This is a genomic window from Arthrobacter sp. Z5-13 (genome assembly GCF_056499105.1).
This window is the reverse complement of the sequence record NZ_CP096460.1, coordinates 3,406,217-3,428,581: the sequence shown is the minus strand read 5'-3', so window position 1 is coordinate 3,428,581 and position 22,365 is coordinate 3,406,217. Positions and strand designations below refer to the sequence as shown.

The 22,365-nt window shown below is 59.8% G+C and carries 19 protein-coding genes and 1 pseudogene; 11 read left to right on the top strand and 9 right to left on the bottom strand.

Annotation, left to right across the window (positions count from 1 at the left end; translation table 11 throughout):
- Window positions 1-16 precede the first annotated feature (16 nt).
- The 5 genes from M1E02_RS15970 to M1E02_RS15950 all read left to right on the top strand — a co-directional run bounded on the left by M1E02_RS15970 (window position 17) and on the right by M1E02_RS15950 (window position 7,553).
- Window positions 17-5,458 carry a DEAD/DEAH box helicase gene (locus tag M1E02_RS15970; RefSeq protein WP_479375193.1) on the top strand — a complete coding sequence of 1,814 codons (5,442 nt, stop codon included), beginning with the start codon at window positions 17-19 and terminating at the stop codon, window positions 5,456-5,458.
- A 44-nt stretch (window positions 5,459-5,502) separates the two neighbouring features.
- On the top strand, window positions 5,503-5,949 hold the full coding sequence (locus M1E02_RS15965) for a hypothetical protein (RefSeq protein WP_479375192.1): 447 nt from the start codon (window positions 5,503-5,505) through the stop codon (window positions 5,947-5,949).
- Window positions 5,868-6,389, top strand: a complete 522-nt coding sequence (locus tag M1E02_RS15960) for a hypothetical protein (protein ID WP_479378254.1) — start codon at window positions 5,868-5,870, stop codon at window positions 6,387-6,389. Before M1E02_RS15965 ends, M1E02_RS15960 begins: the two co-directional genes overlap by 82 nt.
- Window positions 6,390-6,454: 65 nt before the next feature.
- Entirely contained in the window at window positions 6,455-7,318 is an 864-nt protein-coding gene (locus tag M1E02_RS15955) for an HNH endonuclease (protein ID WP_479375191.1), read from the top strand.
- Between the two features lie 100 nt (window positions 7,319-7,418).
- On the top strand, window positions 7,419-7,553 hold the full coding sequence (locus tag M1E02_RS15950) for a hypothetical protein (RefSeq protein WP_479378253.1): 135 nt from the start codon (window positions 7,419-7,421) through the stop codon (window positions 7,551-7,553).
- Window positions 7,554-7,587: 34 nt separating this feature from the next.
- Here the strand turns inward: M1E02_RS15950 and M1E02_RS15945 are convergent.
- Window positions 7,588-7,788: pseudogene (locus M1E02_RS15945) on the bottom strand (sodium:alanine symporter); the annotation flags it as partial.
- Between the two features lie 404 nt (window positions 7,789-8,192).
- Here M1E02_RS15945 and M1E02_RS15940 point away from each other — a divergent pair.
- Complete coding sequence (locus M1E02_RS15940) at window positions 8,193-9,407, top strand: acyltransferase family protein (protein WP_479375190.1); 1,215 nt, start codon at window positions 8,193-8,195, stop codon at window positions 9,405-9,407.
- 32 nt (window positions 9,408-9,439) lie between these two features.
- Here the strand turns inward: M1E02_RS15940 and M1E02_RS15935 are convergent, their stop codons facing one another.
- The 7 genes from M1E02_RS15935 to M1E02_RS15905 all read right to left on the bottom strand — a co-directional run bounded on the left by M1E02_RS15935 (window position 9,440) and on the right by M1E02_RS15905 (window position 17,314).
- Window positions 9,440-10,165, bottom strand: a complete 726-nt coding sequence (locus tag M1E02_RS15935; RefSeq protein ID WP_479375189.1) for a hemerythrin domain-containing protein — start codon at window positions 10,163-10,165, stop codon at window positions 9,440-9,442.
- An 802-nt stretch (window positions 10,166-10,967) separates the two neighbouring features.
- Entirely contained in the window at window positions 10,968-11,945 is a 978-nt protein-coding gene (locus M1E02_RS15930) for a hypothetical protein (protein ID WP_479375188.1), read from the bottom strand.
- A gap of 151 nt (window positions 11,946-12,096) precedes the next feature.
- Window positions 12,097-13,182, bottom strand: a complete 1,086-nt coding sequence (locus M1E02_RS15925) for a helix-turn-helix domain-containing protein (protein ID WP_479375187.1) — start codon at window positions 13,180-13,182, stop codon at window positions 12,097-12,099.
- 422 nt (window positions 13,183-13,604) lie between these two features.
- Window positions 13,605-15,194 (bottom strand): alkaline phosphatase D family protein, encoded by a 1,590-nt coding sequence (locus M1E02_RS15920; protein WP_479375186.1) that lies wholly within the window; start codon window positions 15,192-15,194, stop codon window positions 13,605-13,607.
- Window positions 15,195-15,410: 216 nt separating this feature from the next.
- Window positions 15,411-15,779: a hypothetical protein gene (locus tag M1E02_RS15915; protein WP_479375185.1), complete on the bottom strand. Its 369-nt coding sequence runs from the start codon at window positions 15,777-15,779 to the stop codon at window positions 15,411-15,413.
- 313 nt (window positions 15,780-16,092) lie between these two features.
- Window positions 16,093-16,692 carry a hypothetical protein gene (locus M1E02_RS15910; protein WP_479375184.1) on the bottom strand — a complete coding sequence of 200 codons (600 nt, stop codon included), beginning with the start codon at window positions 16,690-16,692 and terminating at the stop codon, window positions 16,093-16,095.
- Between the two features lie 133 nt (window positions 16,693-16,825).
- Complete coding sequence (locus M1E02_RS15905) at window positions 16,826-17,314, bottom strand: hypothetical protein (RefSeq protein ID WP_479375183.1); 489 nt, start codon at window positions 17,312-17,314, stop codon at window positions 16,826-16,828.
- A gap of 159 nt (window positions 17,315-17,473) precedes the next feature.
- On the opposite strand from M1E02_RS15905, the gene M1E02_RS15900 reads away from it, so the two are divergent.
- From M1E02_RS15900 to M1E02_RS15880, 5 genes are all read left to right on the top strand, one after another.
- The gene (locus M1E02_RS15900) at window positions 17,474-18,064 is read left to right on the top strand and encodes an SMI1/KNR4 family protein (RefSeq protein ID WP_479375182.1); all 591 of its coding nucleotides are present in this window, start codon (window positions 17,474-17,476) and stop codon (window positions 18,062-18,064) included.
- 74 nt (window positions 18,065-18,138) lie between these two features.
- A complete protein-coding gene (locus M1E02_RS15895; protein WP_479375181.1) occupies window positions 18,139-18,609 on the top strand; it encodes an RES family NAD+ phosphorylase in 471 nt (156 codons plus the stop codon).
- Window positions 18,610-18,671: 62 nt separating this feature from the next.
- Window positions 18,672-19,421: a class I SAM-dependent methyltransferase gene (locus M1E02_RS15890; RefSeq protein ID WP_479375180.1), complete on the top strand. Its 750-nt coding sequence runs from the start codon at window positions 18,672-18,674 to the stop codon at window positions 19,419-19,421.
- 101 nt (window positions 19,422-19,522) lie between these two features.
- A complete protein-coding gene (locus tag M1E02_RS15885) occupies window positions 19,523-20,389 on the top strand; it encodes an AraC family transcriptional regulator (protein ID WP_479375179.1) in 867 nt (288 codons plus the stop codon).
- Between the two features lie 87 nt (window positions 20,390-20,476).
- Window positions 20,477-21,220, top strand: coding sequence for a class I SAM-dependent methyltransferase (locus tag M1E02_RS15880; protein ID WP_479375178.1), 744 nt, complete (start codon window positions 20,477-20,479; stop codon window positions 21,218-21,220).
- Between the two features lie 211 nt (window positions 21,221-21,431).
- On the opposite strand, the gene M1E02_RS15875 is transcribed toward M1E02_RS15880, so the two are convergent.
- Entirely contained in the window at window positions 21,432-22,301 is an 870-nt protein-coding gene (locus M1E02_RS15875; RefSeq protein WP_479375177.1) for a hypothetical protein, read from the bottom strand.
- Window positions 22,302-22,365 lie beyond the last annotated feature (64 nt).

Below are 22,365 nucleotides of genomic sequence, written 5' to 3'. Positions count from 1 at the left end.
AGGGAGCGGCAGCAACATGGCTGTGGACATAGTCGAAACCTTCAAGAATCTCCGGGATTCATATTTCCGGTACTACGACACACCTTTCGGCCTCGCCGACCGCACTCTAGAAGCTGAACGCCGCCACCTGTTGGATCAGGACAATGGCGTCTACCGTGAACCGTTTATTGAACTCAGGCCGGAATATCGGACGACTGGACGTTCGGTTCAGGAATCTGCCCTACTTGCTAATGCCCCGACTGAGCTGGGGGACTTTGCCGCAAGAGGTCTGATACCTTCGGGGCGCGAGCTTTACACACATCAGGAGGCGGCCCTCATATCGGCCTCTCGTGAAAAGCGAAACGTAGTCGTCACGGCCGGCACAGGGGCTGGAAAGACTGAGGCTTTCCTATTGCCGCTGCTCGCCAACCTTCTCGCCGAGTCGCGATCGTGGAGTGGCAACGGTGCTGCCCCGGTCGAGTGGTGGCGATCGGCAAATGGGCCGTTCGTCCCACAGCGGCAGACAGAGACAGGTCGAACGAAGGCAGTACGCGCCATCGTTCTCTACCCTATGAACGCCCTTGTCGACGATCAGCTGGTCCGTCTGCGCAAGGCCATCGACAGCCCGTCGGCGCGGCAATGGCTCGATGAGAATCGGCGTGGTCACAGATTTTACTTCGGCAGGTACACCGGCGCGACGCCAGTCACCGGGGCTCCGGGAAACCGCACGGCTTTGCAAAACTTGCGCTCTTTCATGCACGGTACTCAGGAGCGCAGCCAGGCAATGCTGCCCGACGATGAATCCCGGTACTTTGTGCCGCATCCGGGTGGAGCAGAGATGCTGTCCCGGTGGGACATGGCGGACGCCGTACCGGACATTTTGATCACGAACTATTCAATGCTCAACGTGTTGCTCCTCCGCGATCGCGACCGTCAATATTTCGACTCGACACGCGACTGGCTCCAAGCAAACCCTGAACATAGATTCACATTGGTCGTGGACGAGCTGCACACGTATCGTGGGACTGCCGGAACAGAAGTCGCGCTCCTCATCCGAAATCTCAAGATGAGACTCGGACTCGATGATCGAAGCGACCAACTCCAAGTCATTGCGGCTTCAGCATCCCTTGAAGCGGGCCGAGACGATGCCTACGTTGAGCAATTCTTCGCGGTCCCTCGGGAGACTTTCGACTTCCTTCCCGGCCAGATCGTACGCCCGGAGACCTCGGAATCTGACCTGTCTGGAACAGCATTCGCGAGCGAGGATGAGACGCCGACGCCTCAGGATGAGGCAGCGGCAGCATCTGCGTTGGCTAACGCCTTCTTCCGCGACACAAAGGGCGCGGCAACAGACAGGCCTCAGGCAAGGCGTATCAAGGAACTCAGCACACACCTGTTCTCAGCCCTTCCGGAGGACGCCCGAGGCAACGCAGTCCATCGCCTCCTCAAAATGGCCGCCGAGTCCGAAGCGGGAGCCACCAAGTGGCCATTACTGCGAAGCCATCTCTTCTTCCGCAATGTTCCAGGTATGTGGGCATGCACAGACCCGCGATGCCCGCACGTTGGCAATGATGCGAGTCCGGAGCGTCCTATCGGCCGCCTCTACAGCGAGCCGGTAAGCAGGTGCGTGTGCGGCTCGCGGGTGCTGGAACTTCTCTACTGCCAAAACTGTGGTGATGTCTTCCTAGGGGGATACGTTCCGTCTGGGTCTACGCAAAAACCGGGGCAAGCAAATACCCTGCTGGCCGACTTGTCCGACCTCGAACACCTACCGGACCAAGCTAAACTCGAGCGCACGGCAGACAATTATCTCTTGTACTGGCCGCAGAAGCGTCGACCGGAGTTGGACGACCTAGAGTGGAACAAGGACAGCGGCAAAGTCACCTATGCGTTCCGACGGTCCCGCCTGCAGCCGCTAACCGGTGAACTGCGCCCGTCGTCCGACGACGACTTCACGGGGTGGACTTTCCACGTGCTATTGGCGCAGGCGCGTGGCCAGAACGCTGCGTCCTCGCGGAGAAACCCCCAGGAGCTCTCGCCGTTTCCGACACGCTGTCCGACCTGCAGTGACGACTGGGAAATTACACATACGAAGGATGGTCCTGTTGCAGCGGGAGATAAGAAGCGGCAGCGGTCACCCATTCGAGCGATGCGTACTGGCTTTGAAAAGATCAATCAAGTATTGATCACAGAGCTTCTCCAAAGTCTCGGGCCCTCCAGCCGCAAGACCATCGTCTTCGCCGACAGCCGTCAGGATGCGGCCAAGTTGTCTTCTGGCATCAGTCTGCGGCATTACCAGGATCTTCTGAGGCTCCTCCTCCATCAGGAGATCTCGACTCTTGGGCAGGTCAAAGCCGACGTCGAACTCGCTAGAGAGCACTTTGTGGATGGGCGCCGAAGTGACGAGTCACGAGAGGCAATTGCTCGTCTCCGCAGTAAAGATCTGAGTGCATTCATGGCCCTGCGCGATGTCTGGGATGGTGAATCGGACGTCAGTGAGGACACTGCATCGCTCGCCTTGACACGTCGTCCGTCTCTGTCTGTTCTTTCCTCCATGGTGGCCCGTCGGCTTCTTGACATCGGTATGAATCCCGGGGGACCCCGCGCGACCTTGCAACAAACAAACGAAAAGACGCCGATCCCGTGGTCTCATTTATATCGATGGGAGCCTGCGGGGGATGCGAAAACTGGCCTTTCAACCACTCAGGAAGACCTATTACGGGGAATCAATGAATCGCTGGAGGAACAGGTGGTCGATGGTCTCTTCTCCGGTGCGGGCCGAGATTACGAATCACTGGGCCTGGGCTGGCTGGGACGCATCGATGCGGAACCTGAGATTGAGACTTCGCCTTCATCGCCGACAGCTATTGCGCAGGGTAGTCTGCGCGTTCTTGCAGACATGCGCCGATTCGCAGGGCTTAGGAACAAGTCTCTGTCCGCTCCTCGTCGGTTGAAGAAGTTCTGGGCTGCTGTCGCGAAAACGCACAATCTGGATGTGGACGAAGTTCAGTCGACCGTGACGACGGTTTGGGGGCCCGCAGTGATCGAGTTCCTCATTCAGCCGGGGGCCGTCACCATTCAAGGTGCCACCAAGTCTGCCTGGATTTGTGGAAACTGTCGCCGACAGCATTTAATCTATGGCTGTGGAGTGTGTACCTATTGCTGCCGGGACCTTCCAAATGACGCTGTAACGGCTGCGGCCGACCCTGACTACTACGGCTTCAACGCCATTAATGGGAAGGGCCAGTTCCGACTGAACACGGCTGAACTAAGCGGGCAGACGGACCGTTTGGACGCCCAGTCCCGCCAGGCTCGGTTCCAGGATGTGTTTCTAAACCAATCAGAAAACAAGAAAACTGACGGGATCGAACTGCTTTCGGTGACCACGACAATGGAAGCGGGCGTCGATATTGGGGCACTGGATTCCGTGGTCCTGGCTAACATGCCGCCGACCCGGTTCAACTACCAGCAGCGGGTCGGACGCGCCGGCCGCCGGTCTACTCCGATGGCAATTTCTCTGACAGTTTGTAGAGGACGCAGTCACGATGAGTACTACTTCGGACGCCCTGAGCTGATCACCAATGAGCCAACGCCCAAGCCCTACCTGGCCCTCAGCCGCCCGGAAATATATATACGTTCGGTTAGGAGCGAAGTACTACGACGTGCCTTCAATGATTTGGCCGACGTCATCTCCATCGATGACAACATCTCGGGTTTGGGGAGCAACACCCACGGACAATTCGGACAAGTTGCCGATTGGTCTGCCGTGAAACCCCTCCTGTTGGCATGGGTAGAGGGCAACAGTGCAACAGTAAAAAAAGTGGCAGATGGCTTGGCGATCTTGTCCAACTTGCCCAACTCAACAGCGGAAACTGCGGTTGACTCTCTCTGCCCTCTCTTCGACCGTATCTCTGAGATTGCCGAAAGCGGTATCCCTGGCCATTCAGACCTCAGCCAGCGCTTGGCGGAAGAAGGAATATTGCCGATGTTTGGGTTTCCGTCAAAGGTTCGCAACCTGTACCTGCAAAAGCCCAATTCTTCCTTCCCCTGGCCTCCGGATAACGTTATTGATCGTGATTCGGCAATGGCGGTCAGCCAATTTGCACCAGGAAGTGAACTTGTCCGAGACGGACGTATCTACCCCGTCATCGGTGTCACGTCGTACTATCCGGCGGGCCCGTCGGTTGCTACGGAAGAGCACCCTCTCGGTGAACAGCGGCTAGTCGATCTCTGTCGGCATTGCGCCTACGTGGAGAACAGGCCAACGGGTTCAGAGCCAACGGACACGGCCTGTCCCCGATGCGGGGCAGATTCCGGCAGCTTCGGCACTATCGACCTTCGAGAACCACTTGGCTACCGGGCGGGGAAGGCTAGGGACTTCGACGGCAATTTTTCTTGGACTCCCCGGTCGACGTCAACCAGGGCGATGACGGATCTCGACACGCTCACCTCAAGTAAAACGGAAAGCATGGCGGCGTACTCGGGTCCGGCTCACAAGTACGTTATCAATGACAATTCAGGCAATTCATTCACTTTCATGAAATCCTCGGATTATTGGGGCGGCTATCTAGCCCCGGCTCCAGATGGGTCTCCCATTGATGGATCTCCATTAGACGGCTCCGGCAGGCTGCGCACAGACCCCTCCGCCACGCCGATTATCTCCGCTCTGGGAACGATCCAGCCCACCGATTTCTTCTTCCTGGGACCGCGGAACTCCACCATCGAGGCCGAAGGCTTGAGGCTGAACTTGACGTCGGGACTAAAGCAACCGTTTGGTGCCACCGATTCGATACAGGGCCGTCGAGCTGCTTGGTACTCGTTGGGATTCTTGATGAGAACTGTAGCGGCTTCCCACTTGGATATTCAGCCGCAGGAATTCACCGCAGGGATTTTCACGGGACTGCAGGAAGATGAGCCGACAACCTTCGCCTTCCTGGCCGACACACTCGAAAACGGTGCGGGATTCAGCAGCCATCTTGGGCAGCCAGACGTGCTGCCAGCGTTCCTCAGTAAGATCGATTTGTACCTGGCAGAGCTCGCAGGAGACCACGCAATCGAATGCACTTCCTCCTGTTACCGCTGTCTGCGTGACTACTCCAACATGGCTTACCACGCACTTCTTGACTGGCGCCTGGCAAAGGACCTCCTTGACGTGCTGCACGGGAAGCAACTGATCGTGGATGCCACCCAACATCAAGGCGCTATCCAGAGGTGGGCCGCAGCGTACTCCATGACTTCGGTCGACAACGTCAGTGCTGCATGTGCTATCTGGGACAAGAAGGCGGACGGCCGTTTTGGCATAATCCTGCGGCACCCCTTGGAGTCAGCGGAACAAGGATTCATGCCGAAGCGGCTCGTTGAGGCTGCGACCCATATGCAGCTGGAGTATCCAGATCTCGACGGCATTGTCTATGTCGATAGTTTCGTCCTCGACAGGGATCCCAGCCACGTTGTGGGGCTACTGCGGGAGGTTCGATAAGCGGTGCCAGTGATGCCGCGACCATCGCAGAGCCAGCACGCACCATGCCGCACACCCTCCACTCCATCGCCCTGAATGATGAGCCGCCGGTCGAGCTCGGCGTGCTCAGCGGCTTCGATGACGACCTCTCTACCCAGATCAACGCCATTTCCAACCCGATCCGCTCGCTGCTGACCCAGATCCAGCGGCCCTTGAGCCGACCCTGGCCCTGCACCTCGACCACCCAGCCATGGCCGACCTGCTCACGCGATACCCGACTCGCGCGGCGCTCAAGACCATCGGCCGCAGACACGTCAAAGTATGGCCGAAGAAGCACACTCCCCCCCCAAAGCAGAACGCCTCACCGAAGCGATCTTCACGGCGAGGGCGAACAAACCGTTGTAGTCGTGGGCACAGCGCCGCCGGTATCGTGCTACCGAAACTGGCCGAACAGCTGTCGGCCCTGCGCCATCAGCGTGATGACATCGTTGCCCGGGTCGAAGCACTCGTGAAGGCCCACACTCTTCACAAGGTCGTGACCTCGATCGCCGGCATCGGCGTCAGAAACTGCACCGCATCCTCGCCCAAGTCGCCGGCAAGCACTTCTCCAGAGCCGCCCATCTGGCCTTTCTACTCGGCAGGCATCGCCCGTCACCAAGCGCTCCGAGACATCGATCAGGGGCGAACCCACCAGCAGGCGGGGGAACAAGAAATCAAACGTGCCTTGTTCCTCTCCGCGTTCGCGGCCTGCACACCGCCGTCGCTGGCTTACTACGACCGGAAACGAGCCTATGTCAAACGCCACAAACCAGGCGCTCATCGCCTTGCAAACCGTCCTCTTTCCCATTCCCAGAGACGGAGCCCTTACAAAACCCTGAACCACGAAATGTGCCAGATGGTTGACAAGTCACGCATCCACTCGGGGCATCACGGTAGACCAACGCTGAACTGAGCCGATCTTCAAGTACTTGCCGCCACTTGCCGCGGCAAGTGGCGGCAAGTACTATGGAGTTTGTATTGACGAGTGATGCATGCAAATGCGTGATGACTAATCGTGGTGACGAAGAGTGGAAAGACAGGGAACTGATGATGAAAATGGTCGGAGCTGAGCCCCTCCCCAACTGGCGGGACGCAAATGTAGGAACCAGGGTGCGTGTTGCCCTTTGGCTCGCAACGGAAGTTGGTGAAGGGGGGACCTTTAGGAAACAGCAGCTGAGGGACGCAATGCCGGGCGTTGAACAGATCGACAGGCGCATGCGGGATCTGCGACCAGCAGGGTGGAAAATATCTACGTATCGTGACCGTGCTTCGCTCGGGTCCGATGAGCTGATGCTTGAAGAAATTGGCCTCCCCGTCTGGGAGCGGGAACACAGGGCGGCCGGTCTTCGGACAGTAACCGCCCGGATGCGCCAGGAAGTCATGAAGCGTGACTCCCATCGCTGTGTTCGATGTGGAATTCTTGCCGGGGAACCGTACCCCGACGATCCGGATACCACGGCACGTCTCACCATCGGACATGTCAACCCTCACAAGCACGGCTCGGGCTCAACTACCTCCGACCTTGTGACTGAATGCGCACGCTGCAATGAAAGTGTCAAGCATTTCACAGAAAGCAGACTCTCGGCCGAGCAGGTGTGGGACCGTATCGCGGAACTGAACGGCCGGGACAAGAAACATGTTCTCAGGTGGATCGTAAACGGACGCCGTGACCCATCTCCAGCAGAGACGGCAGTGGCGCTAGTCCTCCAATTGCCGGCGGTGGACCGTGATGTGATCAAATCGCGGCTTGTTGACTATGTCGGGGGTCCAGTTGACTTTGCGATGACGGGTCAGTCGACTTCTCAGAGCCTCTTGATAGAGGAGAAACCTGATGAGGAGTAAGATCTGATTCCGACCAATCGCTTTACGAGCGGGCTGGGGCAGCCATCTGCTGCCCCAGCCGGATGGTTGATGTGGGCCTCCGAATGAAGTGATTTATCCAGTGTTTGGACTCGCAGGATACCAGCGAATCCTGCAGCAGAGCGGCATTGATGGAGACGCCGATCATGGCAAGGACGATGTAGCCGACGGCATGACGAACGCGGCGACGCTGGGATGCGCTTCACGCCGTCGATGATGACAATCGCCAAGAGGATGATGGAGCCAACGGCAACTATCCAGGGCTCGAGCGGCCCAGTCGCCGCCGATTGCGGTGGCCGTGAGTCGGCCTGGACACCCAGCATTAGCATGCCAAAGGCCAGAACAGTCACGGTGGCGAAGACGTAGCCATAGACCTTGAAGAATCCGGCGCCCTTGGTGTGGGTTAAGGCGTGGGAGAAGTAATGGGCAAGGCGGCGGTACTCGCTGGTCAACCGGTCAGGGCCTGTAGATCTCGCCGAGGGCCGACTCGATGAACGACATTGAGGCGCCCCGGGAAGGCGACTGCCCGCATCCAGAAGAGGCGCCTGGTCCGCCGAAGCGATGTGCGGTAGTGACGGAGGCGTTGTTGCCGTCCCGACGTGCGGGCGGCGTTGAGGCAAGACAGCTGCCTCACGGCCGACGTCGAACTGATCCTCGAGTTAACGGTGCAATGAACGGCCCGATGCAGGGGGTTGCGCTGGTGCTGTGGGGACGCTCGTTACCCTATTCTCGGCGGGTTCTGGGCCGGTTGAATCTCGCGAACAAGAAGTCTGAGTTCGAGGGCTCAGCCCACGTTCCAAGCCTGCGTCCAGACTCCATTCAGGGCAGTTACCGAAACGTTATGTAGGCTGGACGGATGGATTTTAGGTCGAGCAGCGGAAAATTATCAGCCGAAGAGCGTCCTGCAGCCCCCGAAATCGGGCTGATCTCCGGACGGAAGCACGCCCTAGACGGGCTTCGCACCGTGGCTGTGGTCGGGGTCTTCTTCTTTCATACGGCAACCGAACTCGTCCCGGGCGGCTTCATCGGGGTGGACGTCTTCTTCACGCTCAGCGGCTTCGTGATCACCCTGCTGATCCTCAAGGAGCGGCTCGCCACAGCACGGCTGCGGCTGAGTGTTTTCTATGCCAAGCGGCTCGCCCGGCTATGGCCCGCACTCCTGGCGTTGTGCGCGGTGATCGTCGCCGTCGGTCTAGTCTTTCCGGACTCCGCGTGGGGCGGTCAAGCGGGGTTTGTCCTGCCGGCGGCCTCGTACGTGATGAATCTGGCGCACATCGGGGTGTTCGGCGGCTCGATCACCGGGGAGACGCTCGGCCCCACCTGGACGCTCGCCGTGGAAGAGCAGTTCTATCTTGTGTGGCCGCTGCTCCTGCTGGGGATGTTGAAGTTCTGGCGGGTCTCCACAGTCGCCTGGGCAACGGCTGGCCTGGCCGTGGCCTTCCTGCTGGAACGGTCCCTGCTGGTTTTTGGCGGTGCGCCGTTGGGACGCTTGTACAACGGGCCGGACACCAGAGCCGATGAATTGCTGATCGGGTGCGCGTTGGCCCTGCTGTTCACCAGCATCCGCCCGGGTTCCACGCTCCACCTTTCCCTTCAGTCTGCTGCACGGTGGGGTGCGCCGCTGGCTGCCCTCATCATGGCGGCAGCATTGTTCCTGCTGAAGGAACCAGACATGCCCGGCCGCTGGTTCAGCGCCTTCTGGACCGCCGGCCCCACAGTGCTTTCCCTGCTGGCCGCGGTGCTGATCGGCTCGCTTGTCCTGCAGCCCGCCGGCTTCATGGCGCGGGTCCTCAGCCACCCCTGGCTTGCCGGACCCGGGCGCGACCTGTCCTACGCGATGTATCTCTGGCACATCCCTGTGTACCTCCTGCTGATGCCTTTGATTCCGGACTTGCCGCTGCGCATCGCCCTGGCTGCGGCCCTGACCGTGCTGCTGGCTTGGGCGTCCTTCCGCCTGGTGGAGCAGCCCCTCCGCCGCTGGGCAAACAAAAGGCTGGAGCCCGCCAGCGATCGTCCAGCCCGTGAGCACGCGCCGGAGCGCGAACTGGTGTCTGCGGGCCGCGGCGCGTAAGTTTCGACGGACTCCGCAAAGGCGGCTCCGGCCTACAGCGTCTCGGGAATCGGGCGTCCGGGAAAGAGCGTCGCGTACTGCTTCCGGAACATCCTGCGCCCCACGAGGCGGTAGCCAAGGCGCACCGGTGCGGGGATGTCCTTGATCATTTCCTTCTGGTCTTGGGGTGGATTCGTGGACAACACCATCCCGAGGTAGCCAACCAGGAACTTCTTGTCGAGCTGATCGATCCCGTGCTTCGCGCCCTCCTGCATTTCCTTCTCGGTCAGCACCCTGTCCACGACGGGCATCACCTCGGTGACTTCGCGGCGCAGGTGAATGTTGAGGACGGCCTTCAGGTCCTCGTAGCGCGCAGCGAGGACCTGGCCAACCTCAGGGTCTGCCGTCTCCATCCAGCGAAGGCGGCGCGGCTCGATGCTCTCGAGCCGCTGCGTCACCTGCCGGTGCTGCTCAAGCATCTGCGCCACGTGCAACGCACACGCCGGTGCCCTCTCCGCGAGCTGCGGGTACATGCTCTGGTCCTCGCCCTCGTGGTGTAAGTGGAGCACTTTGTCGAAGTTCCCCAGGGCGTCGCCCACGTAAGCGGCGCGGGCGGTGTCGCCGGCTGCGGCGGAGCGCACCAGTCCCGGCGCCTCGTCGTACGCCCACAGGAAAAAGCGGTGGATGCGCCGCATGCCGACAGTTGCCATACACAGGACGGGTCCCGGCGGCAAAGGCGCCGCGGTCTCGCCGGGCTGCATGGTGAAGAAATCAGTCATTGGATTGCCCCTAACGGTCTACGTGCGAGACCAGGACCTCTCCCCGCCAGCATCGTATCGCTGGGCCCCATGCCGCACAATGGTCGGTTCGACGGCTATCTAGGGAAGGCGCCTTGTACATAAGCCGGTTCTGTTTAGGGCGCACAACCCCCATTAATTCTGCGTCTGCCTGCATGCTGTCTCGTGGTGTGGCATGGTGTAGACGGCGAGAGGAAGTTTTTTGGCAAATATCATTAATGCGCATAGGCAGACCCAACAAAAGTCGGGTGGGATCGTTGAGTATTGGGCCGGTGGTGACTATGAAGCCGTTGGTCAGAAGATTGTTGACAGCGTCGTCGGTGCAGGCAGTCTGCTGCCGGCCTGTCGGATCGCGGGGGGTCTTGTGCTTCCCGTGGTTAGTTGGGATCTGCGTGCACTACGTGTGCGGCTTGAAATGCGCCAAGGACCTATTACCAGCATGGAGCGGCTTGCCGGCCACTTCCGCGGTCGGGGGTTTGACGAGGACATTCCCCAAGTACTAGAGCCCTTTGCATTCATTATCGTCGAACGTTTCCCTGCAGCGCGACGGAGCGCTGCGTCTCTTGCGCTGTTGGCGCGCGCCATAGTCGCTGTGCCTCCGGGGATTAAGCTGAATCCTCTCGAGGCGATGGAATGTGATTACACCGGAACCGCGGTTGTCCGGTCTACCAGTGGAGGCCTTGAAATGCTTGTCAGTGGAGATTCAGGAAGGAAGCTAGGGACCGATCTTCATCCAGCTTGGAGGAGGTTGCGGATTGAGCAGCTCTTTCAGCATGCTCTTGACTCAAAGCGGCTCCCCGACACTGCTCCTGAACGTAGCATTTGACCATGCACCTAAGAACCCCGGGGTCTTCCATTTCTCGTCGGCGTTGAACTCAATGTCCATGTTGACTACCGTCGCATCGCTACATTTTGCCAGCCAGGATCCGAGGCTTCCTGCGTAGTTCCCTGGTTCTATGACGCTGCTCAGAATGGAAGTTGTGACGGCTAAATTGTGAGAGAAGATTTTCTCCTCCGTTAGAAGCCCATCCAAGCGTTGCCCTTGGCAGATCCAGCAGTGGCACAACCAGAACAGCTCATCGGGAGTGTGAGCGATAGCCTCTGCTAGCTTGTCCTGCCGGGCCAGCTTAAGTGCCTGCGGAACTAAGACGCTGGGCGCGTACTTGGGAAGCTTCGGGTCCTTATCCTTCATGGGGTAGAAGTGGCGTAATCCTGAGCTCGTTCCGAAGGAGCCGATCGAAGCACCAAGACTAAGCGCCCCTATTACGGACAGATCACACCGGAGCACAGCCACGCTGGAGTTTGCTTCGAGAACGTGCTGAAGGCCACGGATGGCAGCTGCGGTGCTTAGCGGGTCATTCTCATTTTCAAACATGACACCGACTGGGGCCCCGTATTGACCGATTCGATCTGCAAGCTCTCTAGACCGTTGGGTGAGCCATTTCCATTCCAAGGGAAGAATTGCAAGAACTGGCGTAGAAGTCCCAGCCTGAATCTTGCTCGCCTGGTCTAGCGTACATATCAATGATTCTGTATCGCCTCCGGCTATGTAGCCGCTCGGCGTGGAAATGTAGGCGAGGCCAGCATTCTCTTGTACCCGTACCCAGTCCATGTCCATGGGCGCGTTACCCAAGGTTCGGTTTCTTCCTGAGTACCTGTTGGGGTCAAGGAGCAGCCCCGTGTCCGAGCCTGCTACAGAACGGTGGGCATCGAGAATGGAACTGACCTTGCTGCTCCGTGTCCGCGGATCGACGGTGTACATGGCGCCGAGCCCTTCGGCCTGGCAAACTTCTGCGACTGTTTTGACCTGCGTATGTTTGGCTGTCGTGAACATTGCCTCGCGGACGCCGGGCAGTGGACTATGCGAAGTCGGTGTCGGACGATATAGTTTCACCGTTTTGTCAGCCATTGCCTTATACCAATCTCAATTGAGTGCGCTCCAGCTGCACGGGGGGTTCATGTAGGTAATAACGCCGCAGAGATGCCGGAGTCAGTCTGCTGACCTTGGCAAGGTCGTCGACCGTGTATCCGTGGTCGTTCTGGTGCACACCAATAACACGATCGACAATTGAGGGCTTCTCTTGTAACAGCTCGACTGGCTCTCGGCTGGTCCAGCCTAGGCGGCTGAGCTTGATGCGGAAGTCCTTGAACTGCCTGTCGCTGATGCAGTCTAGGTCTTTCGCCCGCTGAATTAGAGAGGCCACTGACATTCCCCATTGCACTTTCAGATCCAGTAGCCTGTGAAAATCGCTTGTCCGGATCCCTTCCAACATTGGCTTAATCTCTTCAGCCGGAGCCAGGAACTCCGCCGCGAATGCGTTCGCTTCTCGCTCTTGGTCCGCCCCCGGCATGACGTGCATAACGAGGTGGCCGAGTTCGTGGGCCGCGGTAAAGCGTTGACGATCGGCGGTCAGACCCGAGTTGATGAGCATCATGGGGGGGCGTCCAATTTCATGAGGCCAAGTACTAACAGCATCCTGTGCGTGGGTTCCTAGGGGGCGGATGACGACGATGATGCCGACGGTTTCGAGCAGCCCAATCAAATTCCGAATGGGGCCAGTCGGAATTCGCCAGGCAGCACGAAGTGCCTGTGCGACTTCGCTCGGTCCGTTCTCAAACTGATCTGGCGGCATCCGATCCAGCTGCGCGTCCGTAACCATATCGATTCCCGTCAAGAGGCCTTCGACGCTAACTCTCGTAAGATGCGTGATGGCTTCGACGCGCTTCTTAATGCCGACCGGCATGAGTGAACCTCTACGACGGTGGTGTAAACAGGTCACCTCCAGGCCGCGAATGGGGTGCTCCTCCACCAGAAGTTCAACGGGGCAGCCCAGAATTTGGGCGAACTTTTCCAGTCGTTCGCCGGAGAGAGCAATCAGACCGTTTTCGACTTTGGACACGAACCCCTGTGTCATTTGCAGTTGCTCGGATAGTTCTTTCTGTGTCCAGCCTTTTGCTTCTCGGACGAGCGAGACCATTTGCGGTGCTGCCGAAGTCATGACCAACTACCCACATGGATTAAGCCGGGATCGGCCTCTACGAAGGGGGCCACGTCTCTCAGGCTCATCGGAAGATGATGGCCGGTGCTCAGAGGGTCCATATGCTTTCCTTCCATAGAAGCTACAGCGATCGTAGCAGGCGGAGAGTCAATTTGGAATATTTATGTCCAACTTTGGACGGTTTTATCCACTACGTCGATTAAATAACATCCACGCGTGGTGGTGGGGTCTGAGGGATGGGCCGCTGTTGGCCGATGCTAAGGGAGCCGTAAAACGCAACCTAGCTTCGTCGTCGTTCCAGTCCTTCCTGCTGGCCTCGCCAAGGAATCCTGGCTCCCTGCCAGGATTCCAGAGAGATCGTACTTCCGCCCGAAACAGCAACGCCCGGCCAGTGAATCCCGGCCGGGCACTGGTAGAGGGATCTACGACCGCGCCTGTAGCCCCGGCACCCCGTCTTGGATCTCGAAGGAGGCTTTGGTGCTGACGGGGGAGCCCGGCGTCGTGACGTAGTCCAACACCCTGAAGTCAGCGGTCATCGCATCCTTCGTGATGCGGGTGTTCACGTAGCCGCGGTTGTCGTTGTAGAACTTCAGGTGCGGGTTCCAGGCCATCACAGGATCCGTGCTGGAGCCGGTGCCGTCGCCGGTGGACGTGATGGAGGTGCACACCAGTTCCGAGCCGACCACGGGGGAGGCCGGGTCCTTGTAGTCCACCTTGACGTCGTTGGCCCAGTTTCGATGGACGTCGCCGGTGAGGACCACGGCGTTGCGCACGTTGGCGTCCACCCAGCCCTGCGTGATCCGGCGGCGGGACGCAGCGTAGCCGTCCCACCCGTCCATGGACACGTCGTCGATCTCCGGCGCCTGGTTCCTGTCCCGCTCGGCGAAAAACACCTGCTGGCCCAGGATGTCCCAGCGCTGGGTGGAGTTCCTGAAGCCGTCCAGCAGCCACCTCTCCTGCTCCGCCCCGGTGATGGTGCGGTCCTCGGCCAGACGCTCGGCCACGTTCTTCCTCCAGCCGTCCCCGGCGAGCTGATCGTCCCGGTACTGCCGGGTGTCCATCATGTGGAAGTTGGCCAGCTGGCCCCACTGGATGGTGCGGTAGATCTTCATGTCGAAGCCTGCCGGCACGGACGAGGCCCGCAGCGGCATGTTCTCGTAGTACGCCTGGAACGCGGCGGCACGGCGCTGCCGGAAACGCTCGGTGGTGTCGTTCAGCTGGGCGGCGTCCGTGTTCTCCGGAACCTCGTCCGCCCAATTGTTGTCCACCTCGTGGTCATCCCACACCACCAGCCACGGTGCGATGGCGTGCGCTGCCTGCAGATCGGCGTCGGACTTGTACTGCGCGTGCCGCTGCCGGTACCCCTGCAGGGTGGAGGTCTCCGGACCCTGGTGGTCGCGCGGGTTGCCGCCGCCGATCACGTAGCTGTCCTTCTTGTACTCATACAGGTAGTCACCCAGGTGCAGCACCAGGTCCGGGTGGTCCTGGGCCAGCCGCGAGTAGGCGGTGAAGTAGCCGTGCTCGTACTGGGAGCAGCTGGCGAAGGCCATGGCCAGCGCCGCCGGCGTTTCGTGCGGGGCCGGGCTGGTAAGGGTACGGCCAACCGCGCTGACATGCCGGCCCGTGCGGAACCGGTAGAAGTACTCGCGCCCGGGCCTGAGGCCCTTCAGCTCCACGTGGACGGAGTGGGCGGTTTCGATCCGGGCAATCTCGACGCCGCGGGCCACCACTGTGCGCATGCCCGCATCTTCGGCGACTTCCCACGCCACCGGGACGTTGCGGGAGGGCATGCCGCCCAGACCGTCCTCGGCGATCGGGTCCAGTGCCAGCCGGGTCCAGATCACGAAACCGTCCGGCCACGGCTCGCCGGACGCGATGCCCAGCAGGAACGGATCGGTGCGGAGCCCGGCGTCGTCCGCAATGGAAGTGGCGACGGCGGCACCCGGCAGGGCGGCGACCAGTCCGGCCCCGAGGCCGACGGAAAGAAGGGACCTGCGCGAAATGTTGTCCATGGCTTCAACCGTACGAGGGCCGGTTGGACGGGTTCTAAGGATGATGTGAATGCGGGGTTAACTGCTTGGCAAAAGCAGCTTTGCGAGGTCTTCCCGGTTACCAAGGGGCGGACGCTGGCTCCAGTTCTAAGGAAGTGGAACAGCCAGTGTGTTCTGGAGCTGCGCAGTGCAGTCGTCACGGCCTTCATCATCTATGCGGCGGGAGCAAATGGACCTTTAGCTAGCGGCAGCCAGCGGAGTGGGAACCTTCTTCAGCCGTAGAATTCCAACGGTCCAAACAGCGACCAGCGCATGTAGGAGAGACCAGCCGACTTTTACAGGGTCGTCCCAGGGTCCGCCAATAAAGATCATTATCAGCACGATGGATGTGAAAGACACGACGATTGCAGCGATCAACGGCGGTCGACGTGTTGCTTTCAGGGTCCTGAGATTCCAGATGCCAATAACTACCCCCGCGACGGATACCACGCTGAAACCGACAACGATGGCAATCACTGCGGCAAGCCAAGGGCCCGGTGGTCGCTGACCCGCGGACTGCATCTCCTGCATCTGTTCATTGACCGTCACGGTGCTCGCAATGGTCACCAAGCCGATTAGCAGTCCCATAAGCAGGTGAAAAAGACCTAACCAGAAACGCCAATGGCGTGATCTCGTCGCGTCATGAGGAGTAAGCACCAAGGGTGTTTCTGAGAACCGACACGGTCCTCCTGCGGCTGAAGTTCTTGGCTCATGTGGTGTTCTCCCCGCTTATGTCCGGGGCCCTCCCCGTGTGTTCCAACAGGGAGTCTATCTCCCACAGCAGTTACGAACAGGCGACAACCTGCGACTATCCGAAGGCCGTCGTCATGAAGAGCGATTCTGTGATGAGGACGAGGCCAAGAGGCCGGGTTAGACCGGCTTACGGGCGCCGTTCCCAGGGTGTGGCAGGCGGCGTAAGTGCAAAGTCGATGGCGGACTCGACTGCGTCACGGCGCGCGTCGGTCGATTGGATAAGAAGCGACTGGATAGCTTGGATCAGCGCCACAAGCCTGGGCGTTCGGATCGTTGAAAGGCGTTCCATCGAAGCGGCAAGCGATTCCGTGACGAGGACGTCTACGTGGTCTCCGAAGGCGCCCGAGTGAGATCCGTCGGGAGCTACATAGCTTCCCCCGATCGAGATGTCGCCCAGGAGCGCTATCAGAGGTGCGCGGGTCTCGTCTGGAACATCGCCGGCCGCGACAGCTGCGATGAACGGCACGGCATAGGCCGTTGCTTGATATACCGTGCCCTGATGGCAGATGTTCGAGTAGAGCCCGCCACTGATAGCTAGGGAAGGATCAGTGGCAAGCGCAGCCAACGATCGCGAGACGTCCCCTGCGATGGCGAGTGTTACGTCTTCGGCGGCGGCCACCGAGACGATGCCTTTTCCGTAGCCGTGTTCAAGCCTGCTCCAGTCGACCTGGTCGAGTTCGTCCAAAGCATCGAAACCTGTCCCGTTCGGTTGATACGGAGTATCCATATAAGTGAGAGTAGCCAGAGACGAATGCGGAGGCATCGACTTGCGGGAAAGGTCGATCTCGTCCCGGCCATCCAGGATGTGTTGCTGAGGCTGTTGGCAGTGTCAGTGACTGTTGCCGGTGTCGTCGTGGCCGCTATAGGTAGTCGAAGTACCTGATCCACCAGCTCGGCTGGCTTGACGGGAACACCCGGGCAGGAACGCGGCCGTCGTAGGGCTTCCAGAGCGGCGCTTCTGGAACGAGGGTGTAGTCTCCCTCATCGAGGCATTCAGAGATGCGTGCGAGGTCACTCTCGCGTACGAGCGCGTCGAACTCCTCTTGGCTATAAGCTCCCGGGTTCTCAAGCGCCAGGACGGCGAGATTGCCGAAGTTCGAGACTCGGACTACGAGATTCTCGCCGGTAGCGGTTGCGTCGGCAGTAACGGTTACCTGGGCGTGATACGTGGCATCTTCGATGCTCCGATCCGTCGCGCAAGTGGTCTGAAAGGCGGCGTTGAGCCGGGCTACGAGACAGTCGAACTGTCGGCGGGTGGCTTCCCAGTCAAATCCTTGCGGTATTTCCAGGTGCGCTGGATCGTCCAACTCGTGCAGGAGTGCCCAGAGTTCCACGCCGTCGATCCGCACCCCGCCAGCCTAGCTTCTGACCCACGGGGAGCCCAAGAGGGGCGCAAGCCCGATCGATATGGGTGTCTCGTGAAGCGTCCTTGACGGGCAGGCTCTCAGCTTTTCTGGGTGTGTTGGTGATGCGCAAGACAAGGCCCTCGCACCAGTAGCCTATGGATCATGAGCGACCTTCTGACCAAGAACGCCCTTGAGCGATTCGACGCTGCCCTGCAGGTTGGCCGAGTTCCTGCAGCTTGGGGGCTCCTGAACCCTGGCATACCCATAAGCCAAGTACGGGAGGCCGTGGCCTCACAGGGGTTCCCGTATTGCCCGGAGCTCGAAACCTTGTATGGATGGCACAACGGTACGGGCTCAGGGTCTGAGGCAGCGCTCTTGGGAGACCTGTGGCTCATACCTGGGTTTTATCTGCTCTCACTGGCTGAAGCCGTTACAAACTATGCTGCCTTTAGAAACGACCAGCGCTGGAACCCGAACTGGTTTCCGGTGTTCGCGGACGGCGGTGGGGACTTCTATTTGATTGACTTCAGCAACGCTCCTGCTCGCGTTGTCCGCCATTTCCGCTTTGAAGAGGTGGAACACCCTGTTGAGTACAGATCTCTCGCAGCAATGATTGACACGTTCGCTACGGCCTTTGAATCGGGTGCGATCTTCGTCGATGGAACCGGGTACGTTGACGTGCACGACGAGGCCTTCAATGCCGTCGCTGCCCGGCTGAATCCGGACATCCCTTGGTGGAATGATTCAGTGTGAATCCCTGAACTGACGGTGGGGATAATGAGACCATGCAGCGAGATCAACCAGTAGTCAGATGGGAAAGTGCTCTGATGCGCACTGTAGAAGGTTCATTCTACCGTGCTGTAGATCCGGCCTACCGCGATGCGGCTCTGGCAGGATCCCGCTCTGCCGGCCGGTATTCGCCGCCAGACGTCCCAACGCTGTACCTTAGTTCGTCACCTGCAGGTGTTGCTGCTGCAATGATCGCCCACACTGACCATCGCACCCCCGATCTTGAAATGCTGCAGTTCGATGTAGAGGCCAACCGGATTATTGACCTCCGTAATCACGAAGCGTTGAAGTCCGTTGCGATCAGTCCCGCTGACGCCGCGGCGGACTGGCAAGGAGCTGTTGCTGCGGGTGCTACGCCGCCTTCATGGAAAGTTCGAGAAGCTCTGCAGAGCTTGGGCGCCAATGGGTTAATCGACCCTTCACGGAAACATCCGCAGCTCTGGCACTTAACGCTCTTCAACTGGAACACGCATGGCGCTCCTAATGTTCGGGAAGTTTTAGTCCGGTAAGCATCCGCTTATGGTGAGTGCGACGAAGAATGGCAATAGGGATGGAGCACGGGGAAGCCGGTATGGATTATGACGAGTACAACGACGATTTTTTAGCAGCGATATACGACGGCGACAACCCGGACGGCCCAGATCATGACTACTACCGTGCGCTGGCAACAAACCTCAATGCGACTCGCATCACGGACTTAGGATGCGGAACGGGCATCCTCACGGGCACACTCGCGGCTCCGGGGAGGAAGGTCGTCGGTATTGATCCCGCAGCGGCAATGCTTGCGCTTGCCTCATCTCGAGGAGCGGTGGACTCGGTCGAATGGCGCTTAGGCACATCGAACTTGATCGACGCCGGCGAAAACGACCTCGTCATCATGACTGGAAACGTTGCGATGCATATCCTCGGGGATGACTGGCATGCGACATTGAGGGACATAGCCCAAGGTTTGAAACCCGGAGGTGTGCTGGCCTTTGAAACCCGCAACCCGAAAACGCGGGCCTGGACCAATTGGAATGACCCGGGATCCGAGAGGAACACTGTCGTCGGTCGACTTCGCGAGAGCACGATGACAACGGAGCTTGACCCCGACGGGGTGCTCACCATGCAGTGTCACAACGAGTTCATCGACGCGAACCACATAGTCAACGTCGAGCAGCGTCTTCAGTTCAGGACTGTGGACCAGATCACCGCGGACTTGAATCGTGCGGGTTTGACGGTCCTGCAAGCGTGGAGTGATTGGGACGGCACACCATTTACCGGCTCTGCCTCAGAACCAATCATGATTTTTGAAGCAAGTCGGAGAACCCACGCCCCCTGAATTCGGCCCGGCAGCCGAAGCGGAGCGCGACCGAATCGGACCGCAATAGTCGGGTGCGGGCAGGTTCCGGTGTAGCAGGCTTGATTCCGAATGGGGAAACCGTGATTGCAGTTCTGAACCAAGTGGTCGATTTCGTCGAGGAGCACCTCAGCGAGGAGATCGACGTTGCCGGCCTGACCAGCCGCCTGGGCACCACGGAGTATCACGTCCGCCGGATGTTCTCTTCACTGGCGGGCATGCCGTTGTCCGAGTACATCCGGCGGCGGCGGATGACCGTAGCGGCGGCCGATGTCATTGAAGGCCGCGACCTGTTGGAGACCGCGGTGCTCTTTGGCTATGGCTCCACCGAGGCATTCAGCCGGGCCTTCCGGGCGGTGCACGGTGTCAGCCCAGGCGATGCGCGCCGGAACGGTGGACCCCTCCGCTCACAACAAGAGCTCAGGTTCCGCCTGACCGTAGAAGGGAATACCACCATGGATATGCGTATCGCGGACCAACCGGCCTTCCGGCTCGTCGGCCACACGGCCCGGGTGCCGCTCATTCACCACGGCCCCAACCCGCACATTCAAGCGCATATTGCCTCGCTGCCCGACGCAGAACACCTTCGCCTCAAGGCACTGGGCAACACCGAACCGGCAGGACTGCTGCAAGTGAGCGCCGACGTCGACCCCGACTACACCGAGGGCAGCGAGCTGACCTACCTGCACGGCGTCGCCGTCAGCGAAGGAACGCCCGTGCCCGAGGACCTTGACGCCATCCCGGTCCCGGCCGGCGCCTGGGCGGTGTTCCGCACCACCGGACCCTACCCGGCAGCCCTCCAGCCTACGTGGGCGGCGACCGCCGCAGACTGGTTCCCCTCCAACCCTTGGCGGCTCCGGCCCGGCCCCTCGGTGGTGGCCATCCTCGACCGCGCCGCCGATTTCAGCACCGCAACCACCGAGTTGTGGCTTCCGGTGGAACGCGCCTGACGCTACTTCCGCCGCTCAACGCTGTAGGCAGCAATCCGACTGCCCCGGGGGATGGCGAGAGCACCTTTTCTCTGGAAGGGTGGGGAAATGAGCGCTCACAACAACACGCAGCAGGCGTGGGAATCAGCGGCCCAGAAGTACGTCGACGAGTACCGAGAGGTGCTGGAGGAGGCGAGGCACGCGCGTCTGCTCCCCGTCGAGGAAACCCTGCTGCGCGACATCGTCGCCGGCGCCGACGTGGTGCACCCGATGAGCGGCCACGGCATCGACGACGTCGCTCTGATACGCCTTGGTGCGCGCAGCGTCACCGGTGTGGACTACAGCCCCACAACCGCGTCCGCAGCGCAGCGCCGGGCGGACGAACTCGGCGTCGACTGCAGGTATGTGACCGCGACGCTGCCGGCGAGTGGCCTCCCCGATAACATGGCGGACCTCGTCTACACCGGGAAGGGCGCGCTGATCTGGGTTGAGGACCTGGAGGCCTGGCTGACCGAGATGCGCCGCCTCCTGCGACCGGGAGGCCACCTGTTCATCTATGAAGCACACCCCATGACGCCGCTGTGGAGCTGGGACCGCGACAAGGTGGAGGTGCGGAGTGACCGTGGGTACTTCGCCCGCAGCCACGTCAATGATTCATTTCCTGCGGGCGGTGCTGTGGAGTACCAGCGGACATTCGCCGAGACGATCATGGCCATCATCGCTGCAGACTTCGAGATCCTGCACTTCGAGGAGCACGCCGAACCGTTCTGGCGGCCCGAAGGCACGGCGGCCGCTGCGTGGGAGGGCCAGGTTCCGAATGCATTCAGCCTGCTCGCACGCCACAGGGACTGAGCCAAACACCGGAGCCTGCCTCGCCCGACGTCGTGAGGGGTGTTGAAGTGGCGACGGCGGCTGGTAGGTACTGCGGACATTACTGGCGTACTGCCCGTTTTCTATTTGATGGTGTCCCCGTCGCGGAGCTGGCGGCAGATCGCTTGGCTCGGCCACCTTGTGGTGGCTGCAACGACAGGAGAGCTGACTCTCGCTGTGAGCCTGCAGCGGCCTAATCTTTGGTGAAAGATGGTGAGCTCTGTGCTATTGCCCCGATTACCTTGATCGTCGTAGTCATTGCCTCGCCATACTTATTGACGAGGCCGGTTATCCGGTCCAGCAGATTTTCGCGAGTTTCAGCTGATTCAGGCTCCTCGATGTCTTGCTCAAGCAGATCGGCGTGGGTTCTGATTCGAGCCCTCATCCGGGGATCTTCTGTATTCGCCTCATCCGCACGACGTGCTCGCAGCAACTGATAGAGCGAATCGATGTTGGTGGGAGTGGTGTCTGCTTTGATATCGCGGATTTTGACTCGTGCATCTCGGCCGCCTTGAGCCACGCCGGTTACAGCGCCGCCACCGGAGTCGATTGTGTGGCTTGAGTTGTGACTGCCTACAGTCATGACCAGTCGTTCGATGACGATTCCCTGACCGGTCATTTTGCTGTTGACCATCAGCAGCCAGTCTTGGTCGCTCAACGTAAGCTTCGAAGGCGGAAGACAGAAAAAATCGGACCAGGCGTCGGCGAAAAACTTTGTGAACTCATTCGTATAAGACCTTGGAGCCGCCGTAACGATCCCAGCATCGATAAGTTCTTCAATCAGCGCTGTACGCACATAGCGGGAGACATTCCGGCCCTTCCAGAAAGGCGTAACGAGGACCTCGGTACGCTGGTTTGAGCTTTTGGATTTGATCGCATCGATCAGGAGCCCCTGCAAATCGCGGGCTGTATCTGTCGGTGTCTCCTCCCATGCACGCTTCAGCAGTCGTCGGCGGTTGAGTCGGCTTGCCAAGAAAATGAGCAAGAGACAGATTGCAGCAGTGATGACAATCCAGATTGCAAACGCTAGGAGGGAGTTAAGTCTTTCGGACAGTTCGTTCACGGTTTGTCTCAACTTTCATTCGACAGATCAACTGGAACGCGGAGTCAGCACTTTTCTGGCATGC

Coding starts and splice junctions, on each gene's coding strand:
- M1E02_RS15970 (WP_479375193.1), top strand. CDS start 17: ATGGCTGTGGACATAGTCGAAACCTTCAAGAATCTCCGGGATTCATAT.
- M1E02_RS15965 (WP_479375192.1), top strand. CDS start 5,503: ATGCCGCACACCCTCCACTCCATCGCCCTGAATGATGAGCCGCCGGTC.
- M1E02_RS15940 (WP_479375190.1), top strand. CDS start 8,193: ATGGATTTTAGGTCGAGCAGCGGAAAATTATCAGCCGAAGAGCGTCCT.
- M1E02_RS15935 (WP_479375189.1), bottom strand. CDS start 10,165: ATGACTGATTTCTTCACCATGCAGCCCGGCGAGACCGCGGCGCCTTTG.
- M1E02_RS15930 (WP_479375188.1), bottom strand. CDS start 11,945: ATGTACACCGTCGATCCGCGGACACGGAGCAGCAAGGTCAGTTCCATT.
- M1E02_RS15925 (WP_479375187.1), bottom strand. CDS start 13,182: ATGACTTCGGCAGCACCGCAAATGGTCTCGCTCGTCCGAGAAGCAAAA.
- M1E02_RS15920 (WP_479375186.1), bottom strand. CDS start 15,194: ATGGACAACATTTCGCGCAGGTCCCTTCTTTCCGTCGGCCTCGGGGCC.
- M1E02_RS15910 (WP_479375184.1), bottom strand. CDS start 16,692: ATGGATACTCCGTATCAACCGAACGGGACAGGTTTCGATGCTTTGGAC.
- M1E02_RS15900 (WP_479375182.1), top strand. CDS start 17,474: ATGAGCGACCTTCTGACCAAGAACGCCCTTGAGCGATTCGACGCTGCC.
- M1E02_RS15895 (WP_479375181.1), top strand. CDS start 18,139: ATGCGCACTGTAGAAGGTTCATTCTACCGTGCTGTAGATCCGGCCTAC.
- M1E02_RS15890 (WP_479375180.1), top strand. CDS start 18,672: ATGGATTATGACGAGTACAACGACGATTTTTTAGCAGCGATATACGAC.
- M1E02_RS15880 (WP_479375178.1), top strand. CDS start 20,477: ATGAGCGCTCACAACAACACGCAGCAGGCGTGGGAATCAGCGGCCCAG.